The organism is Streptomyces sp. NPDC002935, assembly GCF_040611295.1.
Taxonomy (GTDB): Bacteria; Actinomycetota; Actinomycetes; order Streptomycetales; family Streptomycetaceae; genus Streptomyces.
On sequence record NZ_JBEXNW010000006.1, the window covers coordinates 1 to 16,014 of the forward strand.

Sequence of the window (16,014 nt, forward strand, 5' to 3'; positions counted from 1 at the left end):
CGTCGGCTCCACCGACGCTACGAACGCAAGCCTGAACACTTCCTGGCCTTCACCGCCATCGCCACCAGCCTCATCAACCACCGCCGACTCACCAAGTGAAACGACGTCTTAGGCCTGCTGCGAGAGGCGCCGGAAGCACATGAGTGCCGCGGCGATCCCGGCGAAGGCCAGGAAGTGTTCAGCTTTGCGTTCATAGCGACGGTGCAGGCGGCGACACCCGGACAGCCATGCAACTGTCCGCTCCACGGTCCAACGGTGGCGGCCCAGACGCTGAGAGGACTCGATGCCCTTGCGGGCGATGCGCGGAGTGATGTTCTGGGTCCGGAGCCATCGGCGCAGGTGGTCGTAGTCGTAGCCTTTGTCGGCGTGGAGTTTGGCGGGCCGTCGTCGACGAGGTCCACGGCGGGAGCGGATGGGCGGGATGCCTCGCACTAGGGGTTCCAAGCCCTGGCTGTCATGGGTGTTGGCGGCGGAGACGCCGATGGAGAGGGGCAGACCGGTCCGCTCAGTGATCAAGTGGATCTTTGAACCTTTCTTGCCGCGATCTACGGGATTCGGACCTGTCAGGTCCCCCCTTTCGCTGCCCGCATGTTCACCGAGTCGATCGCGCATCGCGACCAGTCCAGGGCGCCGCGCGTGCCGAGCTCGTCCAGGACCAGCCGGTGGAGCTTGGCCCAGACCCGAGCTCGGCTCCACTCGGTGAACCGCCGGTGTGCGGTCGGCCCGGACGGGCCAAAGCCCGGCGGTAGTTGGCGCCAGGTACAGCCCGTGGTGGCCACGAACACGATGGCTGCCAGCACCTGCCGGTCCCCATACCGGCGCCGACCACCGCCTTGAGGCCGTACCGGAGCGGCCGGGACCACTCGCTGGAACAATTCCCACAACCTGTCCGGAACCAGCCGATCCACCATCGCCATCACGGCAGCCAGCCTAGTAGTCAAACCAGTTGAGACGATCTCTAAGTCATGCTGGGACAAGGCCATCGCGTCACCCCTCGCCTCAACGAGCTTCGCTACTCGGAGAGTTGCGCGATGGCCGCCCTATGACCAGGGGCTATGCGGTGATCGCTGCTACCCCACTGGTCGGGACACCATCCGTGTAGTGGTGGAACGCAGGTGTGCTGACTGTCCGTCGGCGCGGGGAGTTGGGTCAGGGATCGCTGTTGCCGGGCCTGATCCACGCGTAAGTAATTCCGTCGATCGCTCAGGCGGCGGCCCGTAGGGTGCCCCTAATGCTTTCGCCAGGTTGCCCGGAGAGACAGCCTCGGCGGCGTGAATTCGCGGACCGGTGTTCGAAGACCGGCCGGCCGGGTCGAGGGGAGTGGACGGATGACGGTTTTTGAGTGTGCGGAATGCGGTCGGAGCCTCAGCCGAGACGTCGAACTGCTCGCGCAACTGCCGGCGCATCACGCCGATGGGGTGGGGCCGGGCGAGATGCCGGAGGCTACGATCCCTCGCGGCCGCTACGCGATTGACCCCGAGCCGTTCACTCACGCGCAGGTGCCGGGTCCCCCTGGTGACATCGTGCTTCACCCTGAGGATGCGGTGGGGCTACTGGAGCACCCGGACGAGCGCCGGTCGGAAGGCTGTTGCGGCCCGGAGGGCCTGTTCGGCATCAACCGCATCTGCCCCTGCGGGGCCGAGGTGGGCACGCTCCTGGCCGACTGCTGGACGGCCTGCGAGCTGCACCTGCACCCGACCCGCGTCCGGGCCGCCTGAGCAGCGTGCAGCCCCCGAGCTGTCAGGCCGTCTCGGCGCGGACGAGAGCGTGGGGCCCGACCTGCTGCCAAGCGCGGGTCGGGGCGCCTACACTCGGGTGGCCCGGAGCGCCGGCGGCCTGGCCCCCTGGGCCGCGGGAAGCAATTGCCGTCCGGTCAAACCGGAGATGCGCAGACCGCCCGGGCGGGCGAATGCCAGCTGTTCGTACGCGGGTTGCGGACGCCCCACTGCGGCGGATGGCCTCCCCGTGACCAGGATTTACTCCAAGATTCCTGCTACACCACTCCACGGGACGCCATCGTGCAGCCGACCCCATACTCCCGCCCGGGACCAGATCAGGAACCGGCGATGCGCGGTCGACTTCGATATACCGAAGCACGGTGGCAAAGCCCGCCAGGCGCAGCCGCTGACCAGCACATAGATGATCGCCGCGAACAGCGTCTCGTCAGGCGTGTCCTGTGTTCCGCCACCCTGCGACCGCACCTTCGACGGCGGGATCAGCGGCTCCGCGATCTCCCACAACCCGTCCGGAACAATCCAACTCCACGTACCCCGCCCCATAACCAAGCTCAACGACCCAGCTCCACATAGGACACGGTCTTAGCGTGCCGACCTGCTGACGGATCGTAGCCGGGGTCGGTCGCGAGCGCAGCCGAACCCGGCGTCCCGCCGGAACCGGACCCGCCCGATGATCTACACCATGGACATCGGCCACCGACCAGCGCGAGTACCCGATTCGTCACTCCCACTCAATAGAGAACGTGCCGCGAAGTTCAAAGGATCCCGACCGCAGCGAAGGCCGCTTCGACTGCGGCGACCTTGAAGGTCAGCTGGTTTGCGGGCAGTGCTCGGAACAGAGTCCGCGCGCTGGCCACGACCGCGCGTCGGCTGTCTGTGAACTGCGAGGTTCGCGATAGCCGCTGCGTGAGGGCCAGATAGAACATGGCCGCCACCTCAGCTGGGCTCAGTTTGAGTGAGCCATCGTCGGCCTGTGCGGTGAGCAAGTGGAAGGCCGCCTTGTTGTGGATCCCGCTGTTGACGTGCACCCCGCCCCAATCACCAGCCCGGGTATTGGGCAGCACGCGGAACTGATCCATGTGTGCTGGCTGCCCGAATCGAGGCGGGTCCGACAGGTCACGGAGCGGCTTGTCCCCGGGCAGGAGGTTCTCACCCAGCAGCCAGTCCCAGGTGCGGGGATCCTCCTTCTCCGAGTTGGCGACGATCGTTCCGAAGATGTCGGAGTAGGACTCGTTGAGGGCCCCCGACTGGAATGCGTACTCCAGACGTGAGGTGTGGTCCGTGACACCGTGGAACATCTCGTGCGCCACCACGTCAATATTGGCGGACAGAGAGCGTAGTTCGTCTCCACGCAGCACTTGGCCGTAGACCATCTGCTGGCCATCCCAGAAAGCATTGATCCATTGCTTGGGGCCGGGACTGCTGTCGGCGACGACACAGTTGATAGTTGACCGCATGGGACCACCTCGTCCGTCAATGTTGTCCCGTCGCAGCACATTGCGCAGAAACTCGGATACCGCGACGGCGTTGGCGTGGGCGCTGACGGCGTCTGGTGTCCAGGTCGGCGGATTGGTGATGAGGCCACCCGGCAGCCGATCACTGTCGACGGAGGGGTCGCCGAAGTTGAAGCCGAAGGTTTGGACGTTGTGGATGGGGTCGTTCATCAGCAGGCTTTCGCCTTGCCGTGAGACGAGGAAGGTGCGCTTGACGTCGAAGCTGTCGGTCGCCGTCTGCTCTTCACCAGTGGTCATGCTGGGTGTGCGCGGCAAGATGGATACGACTTGCCCGTCGTGAGCGTCCACCACGTAGTCGACGAAGCGGGGCGGCTCGAACTTGCTTTCCTGGCCCAACTGAAGCTCAACCGTGTGGTCCAGGGTCACCGGCACGTCTTCGAGGATGTACACGAGCCGCCAGCGAGACGCGGTAGCGTCGAAGTAGTGGTTCAGGCGAGGAACCGCACCGGCCAGGACGGGTACATAACCATGCGGCGCGGTGGCGGCCGCTGCGAGGGCGTCGCCTGCCGAGATGGTGGCGACCGGGTCAACCTCCTGGGGCTCGCCGAGAGCTGAGTCGATGCTGATCAGATTGTTGGCCTTGTCGAGTTCTACGGTCACCAGTGAGCCGTAGACGGGGATGTCGTTCAGTGTCTGACGGAACTTCACCGTGCGGGTGTCGGTGAGCGGGATCGTCTCCGTGCCGATCGTCTTGAACCGGCTGGTGACTCCGTTCACCACCGGAGCATTGAAGGACGGCATCATCGCGCTTGCCAGGGACTGGTCGAGGTAGCGACGCGCCGCCGTCTCGGGATCGAGGTCGCGCTCACTTTCGAGCCCCTCCGGCCTGACGCCGGGACGTGCAGCTTGCTCCTCCTGCAGTTGCGCGATGAGGCGGGACGACGACTCGTCGAAGGTGTGCAACGAGAAGTCGCTCAGGCCGTTTTCTGCGACTTGTTGGTTGGGCATGATGCTATTCCTTTCCGAGCAGGGTGTGGGGTTTGGCGAAAAACTCGCTCTCGACGAGGTGCAGCGCATGCAGTGGGTGGGGCGATACCTGGAAGCCGGCCGAGGTGGCCACCGCCCTCTCAGCCGCGCTCTCACCCACGAACAGGCAGTCGGCCCCGGCGCCGTCTCACGGGGAGGGCGGCATCGGGGCCGACTGCGGACACCCGAACGTGGCGGCCGGTCAGTCTGCGGGGATGACGTAGGCGTGGGCGAAGTGGGTGCCGATACAGGCTTCGTGGAGGTGTCCAGCGATGGCGTCGATCGCCTTCGACGCCCATGATGACGTGGAGGTGGATGAAGCCGTTGCGGAGTCGACGTACCCGCCCAGCTCCAGCCAGTCCCCGTCATAGGAAATGGAGGTTCTTTATCTTCGTCATGATGTCGTCAACGACGCCGCGCGTGACATTGCTATTGTCACCTGCCGCTATGACTTGCTGATAGAAGCTCTGGTTGGCGACGTGAAGATGCAGGACGCTGAGGCGTATGTCACCTTTATTGCCGGCGACCTCACCTTGCGTGTTTACGACGTCCGTGAACCCATTTTCTTTCAGGAGGTTCGCTATGACGTTTTTCAACTCTCCGACATTTGCCAGGGCTTCGCTGAGCTCCATCTGGCGCGTGCTGATCTGCAAAGCTGCCATCCCATACCTCTACTCAGGGTGCGACCGTGAGAGGCCTATTTCGAGTCGAAACTATTTCGTGTGCCAACCGTCATGGCAACAGAGATGAGCCAGGCGCGAAGTCAAGACGCCTATGCGCTGCCACTTGGCGAGCCCAGAACGCTTTCGAGTCCGCTATAGACAGCCGTTGCACCCGCCGATATTTCCATGAGAGCACTGTCGATGGCTCTAAGCAACCCGTGCTGAGGCAGAGGTTTCATCCCGTGCCTGCCAGGAATTCCTCTGCGTCGATACTTTGCTCGAGAGTACTGAGAGGTGTTTCACCGTGGTACTGGACGCGTGGAGGTGCGAGCACCGCTGTTGCAGGTTTCTATGGAGGTATTCCACCTATGACCGCGAGGTTGCCGATCAGTGCCGACGCACAAGCGGCTGTTTGACAGATGGGCCTGTCGTAGAAGTCTCTGGCGGGACAGCTGGAACTCCATCGCATGCTTTCACGGCCCTTCACAACGTGGGGTGTAGTTGGGGACCGATATGCGCCGGGGCGCCCCGTCAGGGATCGGCGCCGGCTCGATGCTGGCGGCGGCGCGTGATGCCGGATGGGCCGTCGGCGATGATGTCGGCGTGGAGTATGTATCCAGAATGCCCGGTCCGCCGCTGGACGGGCTGATCGACGACCTCTACTACCTGGAGGGCGCCCCGCCGTACTCCCGGTTGATGCTGCCGGCGGCGCCCGCGCCATTGCTCATCGTCAACCTCGGGGCGCCGTTTCTCATCCGCGCAGGCACCGACGTAGACGCCGTGGAGTACGCCGACGGCTGCGCGGTCACCACGCCCACGCGTGCGTGGGAGTTCAGCTACCCAACCCCGACCCGGTCCGTGGGCGTCCACTTCAGGCCGTGGGGCCTGGCACCGTTCCTTCCGATGCCCGCGGCCGAGTTGTGCGACCGACCTGCGACGGTGGAGCAAATCTGGGGCCAGCCCACTATCGCTGAATTGCGACACCGACTGACCTTGGCGGACGCACCGCACGAAATGCTGATGTTGCTCGAGGAGGAACTGGTGCGACGGCTGCGGGTGATCGACGGTCTTGACCTGGTCCGCCAAATGAGCAGCGCCGTTGCGGCGACAGGCGGGACAGTGCCGATCAGCGACATCGGTGTGGCGGCCCGCGCCAGCAGCACGTATTTGGCGAAGCGGTTCAAGGCCGTAGTCGGTGTCACGCCAAAACGGCTGGCTCGCAGCTACCGCTTCAGCTCCGCCGTGTTGGCGCTCGACGTCGCTGCACCGATCGACTGGGGAGACGTTGCCGCTGGCGCGGGCTACTTCGACCAGGCCCACTTCGTGCGCGAGTTCCGGGAGTTCACCGGGCTCACGCCGACCCGGTACGCCGAAGTCCGGCGGCGATTCCTGCGCGATCATCCCGACCACGTCCTGGACGGCTGGCCGCTCCCGGCCGATTGATTTCGTACAAGAGCGACAGCTCACGTCGCACAAGACTGGGACTCCGAACAGAGGAGGAATCCATGGGGAAAGTGGTCATGAACGCGTCGGTTTCGGTGGATGGTTACATCGCGGCTGAGAACGACGACCCCGGTCCGATCTTCGAGTGGCTGGTCAGCGGTGACGTGCCGTTGGACGACAGTGGCGTTCTGAAGGTGTCGCAGGCTTCGTTCGACTACGTCCGGCCGTACTGGGACGAGGTCGGGGTGACCATTTCCGGCCGTCACGCCTTCGACATCACCGACGGCTGGGATGGGACGCCTCCGAGTGGGATCGACCATGTGGTCGTGGTGAGTCACCGTGGTGCGCCCGAGGGCTGGGACCTCCAGGCGCCGTTCCACTTTGTCGACGGCATCGAGGCGGCCGTGGCCAAGGCGCGGGAGCTTGCGGGTGACCGCACTGTCGAGTTCGCTGCTGGCGACGTCGGCGGCCAGGCGCTCGCCGCAGGTTGGGTCGACGAGGTACGCATGGACGTCGCACCCGTCGTGCTCGGGTCCGGTAAGCGTTACTTCGGCTCCGTCGACGCGCAGCACCTGCTGGAAGGCCCAGACGTAGTTGTTCAGGGCAACCGGGTGCTTCACCTGCGCTATCGGGTGCGCCGTTGACCGATCTGAGTGGGTACGCGAAGAAGACCGCTGCGACGGTGACACGAGATCGGGCGTCCGGCTGCGTTTGTGCATCGCTGCCCCGGGACGGAAGTCGTGGTCTTCCAGATTGGCACACCTCGACTTGACTGACGCTACCTTTGCCTGCCCTGTCCTGACCAAGTTCTGCAGGCTCGATGAGCTCGGTCTGGCCGTCACCGGCCAACGACTCAGGCCCGACCGTGCGGTGCTGGCATGGCGGGTCGTCGAGCCGGACCAGTGGTGCCGTCGCTGTGGTTGCGAAGGCGTACCGCGCGACACCGTGACCCGGGAGCTGGCCCACGAGCCGCTGGGCTGGCGGCCGACGACGCTCGTGGTGACCGTGCGCCGCTATCGGTGTACCGCTTGCGGTCACGTGTGGCGCCAGGACACCAGCCTCGCGGCTGAGCCGCGAACGAAGCTGTCGCGTCGCGGGCTGCTGTGGGCACTCGAGGCGATCGTGTGCCAGCACCTGATCGTGGCCCGAGTCGCCGAGGGACTCGGCGTCGCGTGGTACACGGCCAACGACGCTGTCCTGGCCGAAGGCAAGCGGGTGCTGATCAACGACGAGAACCGCTTCGACGGTGTCAACGCGATCGGGGTAGACGAGCGCGTGTGGCGCCACACCCGCCGCGGCGACAACTTCGTCACCGTGATCGCCGATCTCACCGCCGTCCGTGATGGCACAAGTCCCGCCCGGCTGCTCGACATGGTTGAGGGCCGCTCCAAGCAGGCGTTCAAGTCCTGGCTCGCCGACCGCGACGAGGCCTGGCGCGACGCCGTGGACGTGGTCGCGATGGACGGCTTCACCGGCTTCAAGACCGCCACCGCCGAAGAGCTCCCCGACGCGACAGCGGTCATGGATCCCTTCCACGTCGTGCGCCTGGCCGGCGATGCGCTGGATCGGTGCCGCCGCCGGGTCCAGTTGGCGATCCACGGCCACCGCGGCATGAAGAACGACCCCCTCTACTCCGCGCGCAGAACCCTGCACACAGGTGCCGGGCTGCTCACCGACAAGCAGGCCGCTCGGCTCACCGCGCTGTTCGCCGACGACGCGCATGTCGAAGTCGAGGCGACGTGGGGCATCTACCAGCGAATGATCGCCGCCTACCGACACGAGGACCGGCGCCGTGGCAGCGAGTTGATGGTCAAGCTGATCGACACGATCAGCACCGGTGTCCCGAACGCACTGGTCGAGGTCACCACGCTCGGCCGCACGTTGAAGAAACGCGCAGGCGACGTGCTGGCCTACTTCGACCGTCCCGGCACCAGCAACGGCCCCACCGAGGCGATCAACGGCCGGCTCGGGCACCTGCGCGGTTCCGCACTCGGGTTCCGCAACCTCACGAACTACATCGCCAGATCGCTGCTCGAGACCGGAGGCTTCAGGCCGCAATTACACACTCGATCGTGAAGAGCCCGTATTCATAAAGGACTCCTTATCCGCGCGGGGGTCTGGGGGTTCGGGAGTGTCGGCCGGGCCGGGTGCGCGACGCAGGGCAGCCAAGTAACAATCAACAGATTTCGGTGATCGGGCGGTTGAGCGGAGCAGGGATCAGGGTGCGGCAGGCTGCGAGGCACACGGATCAGGGGCGAGGGTGATGTTCATCCACGGCACGGCTTCCTCGCGGAAGGAGTGCCCAACGGGATCGGTGCCGCTGCGGTCACCGAGGCTGAAGCCGGTCACCATGACCATGTCCGAGCCGTTGGCGACGGAGACGAGATGGGTCCCGCAGCGCGGACAGAAGCCCCGCTTGAGGGTGGGGTAGGTCGCGAACCAGGTGGGTTCACCGCCGGGACCGGTCCACTTCAGTCCGTCCTTGTGGAAGCCGACCCAGAGCACGGCGGGGCCGCCGGAAATGCGTGTTTCATGCTCGCAAGAACACAGGTGCGGGTCGTCCGGCGTGCCGAGCACCTCGTATGCGATGTCACCGCACTGGCAGTGTCCCGTGCGGCGCTCCGGTTCCAGCCCTGCCGCCGCGGCACCCGGAGCGGGCGCGGGCCGGACCGGAACAGCCGCAGGTGGCAGAGCGGGGTCATCAGAGGCGGGCGTTGTCGTGCGAAGCGAGGGGCTCATGGGTTCCTCGGGAAGGTGGGGGAGAGCGGAAGCGGACGGACTACCAGGCGATGGGGTCGGTGAGTTCGGTGACGGGCTGGCGGGTGGCCCGGGGGAGACCGAGTTGTCGGCGGGCCTGGTGGACCGCGGCGAGTTGCTGTGCGGTCGCCGGCCCCCAGTCGAAGAGTTCGGCGGCTTGTTCGGGAGTGGCCAGGATGCGGGTGTAGGTGTGGCCGGTGGCCGGTTCGGGCTGGGCGGGACCGATTTCGGTGAGTGCGGCGGCGTAGCGCAGGTATCCGCGCTGGGCGGCGGGGTTGGTGACATGTCCCAGGACCAGCGGGTTGATGATCCGGGCGCCTGCTTCTTCTTCGGTCTCGCGGCGCAGGGTGGCTACAGGGTCGTCGTGGTCCTGCTCCTCGGGTGTGCCGCCGGGCAGGATGGCGACTGCGGTGTCGGGTTCGAGGAGGACCAGGACGCGTCCGTCCGGCGTGAACAGCCAGCCCCACACCTGCGTGACGGTGAGGTCGTGCGGGGCAGGTCCGGGGTGCCAGGGGTAGCGGTAGGCCGGGCGGGCGGTCCGCAGAACGCCGAGGCGGTCCAAGACCCCGGGGGCGATGGGTTGGCCGTTCTCCAGGAGTGTTGTGCCGGCGGAGTTGATCCGGGCCCGCAGCGCGGACAGGGCGCGTCGGGCGTCGGCCGGGGAGAGCAGCTCGGGCAGCCGTGCGGGTTCGACGAACTCGACCGCGGTGATCTCGCCGGGCGGTAGACGGATTTCGCCGATCCGGTCGTCGTCCCAGACTCCGCCGTCGAAGACATGGAGGAGCTCGCCGGGAAACCGCATGGCCGCTGGCGCGCTGGTGCTGCCGGCGGCGACCCAGTCGACGGCCAGGCCCTGGTTGGGGGCAGCGGTGATCCCGAGTTCCTCGCCCAGTTCACGGGCGGCGGCGTGAGCGGGGGACTCGCCCTGGTCGACGGCACCGCCTGGCAGGAGGCAGGTGTCGAGATAGTCGACGTGCTGGACCAGGACCTGCCCGAACTGGTTGGTGATCAGCACGGACGTCCCGACCCACAGGGCGGCCGAGGCACGCAGAGCGCCGTACGCCTCGTCGGTCATGGTGCTGCCGGGCAGCTCGCCGGGAACGGATGTGGTTGTCATGACTCTCCAGGTCAGAAGGGGCCGGTCGAGCCCGGGGAAGAGTGAGGCGGTTGACTGCCGTCAGGCAGTGAGCCGATGGGGAGTGGCCCGGTCGCGAGCCGGGTGAAGTACTCGGTCGCGATGATGTCGCGCCGGGTCTCCTCGGGCAGGCGGGCGAGGATGCCAGGCAGTGGCCGTTCGCGGGCGACCTCCCCTCGGTGCGCGAGGACCGCTGCCCACTTGTGTTCCAGCCAGGGGGTGACGTCGACGGTGGTGGTGGCGTACGCGTCCGGCACCGCGAGCACGGCTTTGCCGACGGCCTCCAGAAGCGGCCCGAGCTCGCCGATACCGAATTCGGGGTGCGTGGCGCAGTACACGGCGCGCGGTTGCCAGGGCTCACCGGCCTCGGGGTGAAGGTGCGGGAGCCCCGCGTCCTGAACGGCGAGGAGAGCGGCCTGGTGGGTGCGGCGGTGGTCCGGGTGACCGGTCAGCTGGCCCAGGGCGTCGTGTGTTACGACGATGTCGGGGCGGAACGAGCGGATCTGCTGGACCAGGGCGGCGACCACCTCGTCGAGCGGTGCGTCGACGAGCCGGGGACGGCCGGGAGCCGCCTGCGGGTTGCGGGCATCGCCGTATCCGAGCATGCGAGGGGCGCCCGCGCCGAGTGCCCGCAAGGCGTCGGCGAGTTCGGGAGCCCGCGGGCTGTCGGGCGCCCACGTCATGGTGACGACGGCGGTGCGCGCGTGTGCGGCGGCGTGCTGGGCGAGGACACCGCCGGCGAGGAGGCTCTCATCGTCGGGATGGGCGAACACGCCGAGCAGGGACGGCCAGGCGGAGGGCGTCGACGTCTCGGGGATCAGCTCGTCGGAGTCAGGCACGCTGTCCCCTTGCGGCCGAGAGGCTCAGTGCGTCAGCGGGGGTCCGGCCCGGCCACCGGAGGACAAGCCGTGTGCTGGGCTTGTCGAGCACATCGCCGGGCGGCAGCTGGTCGTCGGGCGTTGCGGCGGGGTGGACCGTCATCGGCGGATAGCCGCTCTCGCGCACCTCGCGGTCCCAGACACGCACGCACTCGGCGAAGCGCTCCGCCACCTCTTCGGCTGCTGGGCCGTAGGCGTGGATGAAGAACTCCGTGATGCGGTCGGCCGGCTCCGGGGCATCCTTGACCTTCCGGTATGTCAGGTAGGCGAGCGAGCCGTCCGCCAGGATCGCGGCCGCGTCCTGCTGCGCCACGAGCGTGGACCCCTCCGGCGCGGACAGGCGGCAGAACCCCGGCAGGGTGGCTGCGGCATAGACCTGCAAGGTCTCGAAGTTGAAGATTCCCCGGACGACCAGGCCCGTGGAGCGCTCGTGCCGGAGCCCGCGCAGAGCGTCGTCGAGACCGGCGGTGTCGGCGGGCGTCCCGTCCTCCCACCGCACCGTGACCTTGCCATCGGCCAGGGGGACCGCGGGAGCGGTACGGGCGGCGGCGCCGCGGTCGCGTACGAACCCGCAGTGCGTCCAGTGCTCGCAGCGCAGCACGTCGCCGCGCCGGACCAGGGTGAGGGAGCGGGTGTAGCTGCCCATCTCCAGCGGCACGACCAGCCGGGCCCCCTCGGCGAGCTGCTCTCGCCATGCCCGTGCGATGTCGGACGCGTTGTGCGTGATCACGATCCCGTCGAACCCGCTGGCCGGGACGTGGCCGGGCGCGCCGAGTCCGCCGTCGCCGAGGACAGCGGTGACCCGGTCGCTGCCGGCCTCCGCGCACAGCCGTTGTGTTCGGTGCACCACGTACGGGTCGACGTCAACGGTCACCACCCGGCCGCGCTCTCCCAGGACGTGCGCTAGGAGTTCCGCGTTGTATCCGCCGGAGCCGACTTCCAGCACGGTCATCCCCGGCTCCAGCCGGAGTTGCTCGATCATGTCGGCCTGCAGCCATGCCGCGCTGACGGAGCTGAGCGCGGTCTGGGGTGACTCCCGGACCGTCACCACGGCGAGGTCGTCGTGGTACGCCGTCTCGAGCCGGGTCTCGGGGACGAACCGGTGCCGTGGCACCTCGCGCAACGCGGCTTGGACTCGCGGTGAGGGAGTCCAGCCCTTGCTGATGACGATGTCCGCCATCCGCTCACGCAGTCGGACCGCCGCTGCCGGCTCTCCGGGCACCGGCGGGCCGTCGGGGGAGCACGCGTAGGAGTGGACCGGCGGGAGGCCCGGCAGCACCCCGGGCCACACCGCGGTCAGCGCCTGGGCGCTGGGCGCGAAGATCTTCCCGAGGGTCGCCAGGGTGTTCAGGTCGTGGAACTCCCAGCGTGCGAAGCGGTGTGGCTCGGGCAGAGCGAGTTCACCTTCCCAGCGGGAAACGCGGACCACGGCGTTGACGCGGCGTACGTCCAGCCGGTCGTCGTGCAGCACGGTGATGACATGGGCGTCGTCCACGCGCGCCGTCAGCCCGGTCTCCTCGGTCAGCTCCCGCACGGCGGCCGCTGGTGCGTCCTCGCCGGTCTCGATGCGGCCGCCGGACAGCTCCCACATGCCCCGGGTGGAGCGGCCCAGCAGGACCCGGCCGAAGGCGTCGGTGACCACCACTGCGGCACCGAAGACGGCCTGCGGCTCGGGCCGCAGCTTCTCCTCCGCGCTGAACGATCCGGCCGGTCCGCGCAGGACCAGCACCGCCAGGCCCTCCGCGTCGAACTGCTCGAAGTGCTCGAACCCGTCAGTGAGCGCGGCGAGTTCGTTCTCGTCCAGGGCGATGTGGCGCGGCTCTTCCGGGGTGTCCTCCACGATCGGCGTGATGATGACGAGCGCCCCGCCCTCGCGCAGCCGCGCGGCAAGAGCGCGAAGGACACGGGCACGATCGCGGATGAACGCGATGGACAGCCGCAGGACGATCAGGTCGTAGCCGTCCTCGGCGAGGGCGGCCAGGTCCTCGTGCTCCACGTCCAGGCACAGCCAGCGCACCCCCTCCACCTCGTCGTGCTCCGCGCGGGCCCGCTCAAGCGCGCCTTCGGCGAAGTCCGCTCCGTCGACGGTGTAGCCGAGCGAGGCGAGATGACGGACAACTCGCCGGTCCCGCAGCCGATGTCGAGCGCGCGGCCGCCCTCGGGGGCCGGGGCGTACTCGACGAGCAGGCCCTTCTCCTCGTCACCGAGCCGCCGGAAGCCCCGCCCGTTGTTGTAGTGCTCGGACCAGGCAGTCCGGGTGATTCCCACAGGTCGCTCCTCGTTCGTGTCGTGAAAGGCGGGGTGGTCGATGTCAGGGCAGTTCGACGGGGCCGTAGAGGGCGGCCGGCTGCTGGGTCTGCAGCGCCCAGTACCGGTGTCCTCGCTGAGCCAGATCCGCGCCATTCCGTGCCCGGCACGGTGTGCGAACTCCACGGCCCGCAGCTCCGCCGTGATCCGCCCGTCGGCGGTGCGCCCGACGACAGCGAGGCCCCGGGCCAGGACGGGGACGCGCTGGTCACGTGCGCCAGCAGTTTGCCCTCGGGAGCGAGCTGCTCGACCAGGGCCGTCGGCACCCGCTCCACCGTGTACGACACGAAAATCCGGTCGAACTCCCGGCCCGGCACGCCCTGTTCGCCCGAACCGCACACCACCTGCGGCCTCACTCGAACTCGACCAAGCGCGCCAGGAACTCGCAGCAACTCAGCAGGTAACACGGCTGCCCAGCGCGCGAGGGAGATAGCTCGTGGTTCCCGACGGGTGATGGCTCCGAGTAGTCCGGCTCCCGCCACCGTCAGCGGCTCGCCGTCCCGGTGCTCGCCCAGCGCCAGCCCAAGCATCGCGGTCAGGGCGAGTTGCCATACCGCGGCGTCCTCGAACGCCACGCCCTCGGGCAGCGGATGCACCGACTCGACCGGAGCGACGGCGAGGCTCCGATGAGCGACGCCGCGCATGGCCATCCGAAGGCCCTCCGGGAGGTGCGGGCTGCCGCAACGGACCGTGCCGGCCGCCAGGTAGCCGGGCACGCGGGCGAATCGGACCTGGGCGGTGGGCAGGCCGAGGAAGCGGGCCCGCTCGGTGCCCGGACCAGGGCTTCGGCGTAGTCGCGTGACGCCAGGTTCGTGGTGATCCGTCAGGTCAGTGACGGGGCCCGGAACGTGACAGGCACAGCTTCCAAGATCATGGTGTTCTCGACGCCCCGTGATCCGAGTGGAAGACCGTGCCTGTCGACGCACCATCTCCGATCCCATCTGCCCTTGACCAACTGCGCGAGAGTCCGAAGGGCGGACCCGCGGAGGTCCCGAGCCTGCTGGAGTGGCTGGCCGAGGTGCCGGACCCTCGTGATCCACGCGGGGTGCACCACCGCCTAGCCGTCGTGCTCGCGCTCACCGCGTGCGCGGTGCTGGCGGGATCGACCTCGCTGCTGGCGTCGGCGAGTGGATCGCCGATGCTCCGAGGGATGTGCTTGAACAGGTCGGCGCCCACCCCCATCCGATGCTGCCCAGGCAGGTCCTGCCCACCGAGACCACGGTCCGTCGGCTGCTGGCCCGCCTTGACGGCGACGCGCTGGACCGGGCCGTCGGGAGCTGGCTCGCGGACCGCCAGCCTAAGACGGCCGGGACTCCGAGCTGCGCGGCCTGGCCGTGGACGGCAAGAGCCTAGGCTCCTGATTTCCAGTTTGATTGCCGGGCCGCCGGCTGTGCCGAACCGGGTCATGCCTCCTTGGCGGCGACCTCGTCGGCCTTGCGCCACAGGTCGTTCCACTCGATGCCGATCTGGACGATGGTGACGATGGCGAGCCCGACGTCGACCAACTCGCCGAATGGGAGCGGTCCGTCCGCAGCGGCGAGGGCCAGCGCGGCGGCGCCCCGGATCGCGAAACGTTCGGCGACCACCCGCCAGAAGTGCCGCCACAGCGCCCGCTTTACGACCTCCCGCACCACGACCCCGGCGCCCACCGCCGCCCCGAAGGCCACGGCGGCCTTCCGGCGCCTCGCCTCCTCCTCCAGCCGCTTCCGCTCCTTCTCGCGTTCCTCCTGAGGGACGGGCACGGGAGGCGGGGTGAGGACGGTGTAGCCGAGCAGACCGGCGCCGAACCAGTCGGTCTTGATCAGCAGGGGACCGGCCACGATCAGCTTCGCCGGGTACACCGTCGGCAGCATGGGGGACACCACCGTGATGTTCTGGCTCGCCCGCCAGGCCTTCTGCTGGTCGTCCTGGGCGTTGCCCTGGTCGATGTAGCGCAGGAGTTGTTCCTCACCGTCGACAAGGCATTCCGGCGAGGCCGGCTTGACCTCGGCCACCGACAGCACTCCGGAGGTGTTCTGCCGGGCCAGATCGGGAATGCCCGGCCCGGCCCGTCCGCCGATCGACTGCCCCGGGATGACCGGGCTGTCCTTGCCGCACAGCCCGCCGGTGCGCAGCGGGCCGGCCGACCCGCCCGGGATCCGCACTCGCCGTGCTCCGGCTACCTGGCACTCGAAGTCCAGCAGGATGATCTCGTGCACCAAGCTCCCGCTGAGCTTGACCACGCTGCCCACCAGCTCCGCGATCGCCTCCACGCAGTGCCGGCGGATCCGCGGTCGCGGGTCGCGTTCGTGCTGGACGACATGCGCCAGCTCATGAGCGAGCAGCCGCCTCCCACTGGGCGTGTGCGGCTGGTAGGCACCCGCGCCGAACAGGATCTCGTGGCCCACCGTGACGGCGTCCGCGCCCAGGTCGCGGGCGAACGCCGCGGCCTCGGAGTCCGTATGTAGCCGTACCTGACCGAAGTCCTGGCCGAAGGCACGCGCGAACGGTTCCGGAACGGACGGCGACGGCGCGTGAGGAGCGTCGCCGAGCCGTTCCAGAGCCTCATCGGCATGCCGGTCGGCGGCCACCTCATCGGGATCACGCGGCCTGCTGACCGACCAGGTGAACATCGCC

Annotated in this window: 14 protein-coding genes and 2 pseudogenes; 6 read left to right on the forward strand and 10 right to left on the reverse strand. The window is 68.2% G+C overall.

The annotated features are described in order from the left end of the window. Window positions 1–99, forward strand: a pseudogene (locus tag ABZX90_RS09375) (IS5/IS1182 family transposase); the annotation flags it as partial. Between the two features lie 9 nt (window positions 100–108). Here ABZX90_RS09375 and ABZX90_RS09380 read toward each other — a convergent pair. Next, window positions 109–911, reverse strand: a protein-coding gene (locus tag ABZX90_RS09380; protein ID WP_355203595.1) for an IS5 family transposase whose coding sequence is annotated in 2 segments (ribosomal slippage) — window positions 109–573 and window positions 576–911 — 801 coding nt in all. Because the reading frame shifts where the segments join, the coding sequence is not laid out codon by codon here. Between the two features lie 417 nt (window positions 912–1,328). Here ABZX90_RS09380 and ABZX90_RS09385 point away from each other — a divergent pair. Beyond that, window positions 1,329–1,718, forward strand: coding sequence for a hypothetical protein (locus ABZX90_RS09385; protein ID WP_355202941.1), 390 nt, complete (start codon window positions 1,329–1,331; stop codon window positions 1,716–1,718). A 297-nt stretch (window positions 1,719–2,015) separates the two neighbouring features. On the opposite strand, the pseudogene ABZX90_RS09390 reads toward ABZX90_RS09385, so the two are convergent. The 3 genes and pseudogenes from ABZX90_RS09390 to ABZX90_RS09400 form a co-directional block, all read right to left on the reverse strand. Beyond that, a pseudogene (locus tag ABZX90_RS09390) lies at window positions 2,016–2,279 on the reverse strand (transposase); the annotation flags it as partial. A gap of 212 nt (window positions 2,280–2,491) precedes the next feature. Next, complete coding sequence (locus tag ABZX90_RS09395; protein ID WP_355202943.1) at window positions 2,492–4,198, reverse strand: M4 family metallopeptidase; 1,707 nt, start codon at window positions 4,196–4,198, stop codon at window positions 2,492–2,494. Between the two features lie 383 nt (window positions 4,199–4,581). After that, window positions 4,582–4,878, reverse strand: a complete 297-nt coding sequence (locus ABZX90_RS09400) for a hypothetical protein (protein WP_351132289.1) — start codon at window positions 4,876–4,878, stop codon at window positions 4,582–4,584. Window positions 4,879–5,430: 552 nt separating this feature from the next. Here ABZX90_RS09400 and ABZX90_RS09405 point away from each other — a divergent pair. From ABZX90_RS09405 to ABZX90_RS09415, 3 genes are all read left to right on the forward strand, one after another. After that, on the forward strand, window positions 5,431–6,321 hold the full coding sequence (locus tag ABZX90_RS09405; protein ID WP_355202946.1) for a helix-turn-helix domain-containing protein: 891 nt from the start codon (window positions 5,431–5,433) through the stop codon (window positions 6,319–6,321). Window positions 6,322–6,383: 62 nt separating this feature from the next. Next, a complete protein-coding gene (locus tag ABZX90_RS09410) occupies window positions 6,384–6,965 on the forward strand; it encodes a dihydrofolate reductase family protein (protein ID WP_328624473.1) in 582 nt (193 codons plus the stop codon). Window positions 6,966–7,089: 124 nt separating this feature from the next. Continuing rightward, entirely contained in the window at window positions 7,090–8,397 is a 1,308-nt protein-coding gene (locus ABZX90_RS09415) for an ISL3 family transposase (RefSeq protein WP_355203598.1), read from the forward strand. Between the two features lie 141 nt (window positions 8,398–8,538). Here the strand turns inward: ABZX90_RS09415 and ABZX90_RS09420 are convergent, their stop codons facing one another. The 5 genes from ABZX90_RS09420 to ABZX90_RS09440 are packed head-to-tail and all read right to left on the reverse strand — an operon-like array spanning window position 8,539 to window position 14,339. Then, window positions 8,539–9,060, reverse strand: a complete 522-nt coding sequence (locus tag ABZX90_RS09420; protein ID WP_355202950.1) for a GFA family protein — start codon at window positions 9,058–9,060, stop codon at window positions 8,539–8,541. A 40-nt stretch (window positions 9,061–9,100) separates the two neighbouring features. Beyond that, window positions 9,101–10,195: an NUDIX hydrolase gene (locus ABZX90_RS09425; protein WP_355202953.1), complete on the reverse strand. Its 1,095-nt coding sequence runs from the start codon at window positions 10,193–10,195 to the stop codon at window positions 9,101–9,103. An 11-nt stretch (window positions 10,196–10,206) separates the two neighbouring features. After that, entirely contained in the window at window positions 10,207–11,052 is an 846-nt protein-coding gene (locus ABZX90_RS09430) for a PIG-L deacetylase family protein (RefSeq protein ID WP_355202956.1), read from the reverse strand. Beyond that, window positions 11,045–13,225 carry a methyltransferase, FxLD system gene (gene fxlM, locus ABZX90_RS09435; RefSeq protein ID WP_355203600.1) on the reverse strand — a complete coding sequence of 727 codons (2,181 nt, stop codon included), beginning with the start codon at window positions 13,223–13,225 and terminating at the stop codon, window positions 11,045–11,047. Before fxlM ends, ABZX90_RS09430 begins: the two co-directional genes overlap by 8 nt. Continuing rightward, window positions 13,143–14,339, reverse strand: a complete 1,197-nt coding sequence (locus tag ABZX90_RS09440) for a hypothetical protein (protein WP_355202959.1) — start codon at window positions 14,337–14,339, stop codon at window positions 13,143–13,145. The genes fxlM and ABZX90_RS09440 overlap by 83 nt, the downstream gene beginning before the upstream one ends. A gap of 142 nt (window positions 14,340–14,481) precedes the next feature. On the opposite strand from ABZX90_RS09440, the gene ABZX90_RS09445 reads away from it, so the two are divergent. Next, window positions 14,482–14,751 (forward strand): hypothetical protein, encoded by a 270-nt coding sequence (locus ABZX90_RS09445; RefSeq protein WP_355203619.1) that lies wholly within the window; start codon window positions 14,482–14,484, stop codon window positions 14,749–14,751. Between the two features lie 50 nt (window positions 14,752–14,801). Here the strand turns inward: ABZX90_RS09445 and ABZX90_RS09450 are convergent, their stop codons facing one another. Next, window positions 14,802–16,010 carry a DUF4157 domain-containing protein gene (locus tag ABZX90_RS09450; protein ID WP_355202962.1) on the reverse strand — a complete coding sequence of 403 codons (1,209 nt, stop codon included), beginning with the start codon at window positions 16,008–16,010 and terminating at the stop codon, window positions 14,802–14,804. Window positions 16,011–16,014 lie beyond the last annotated feature (4 nt).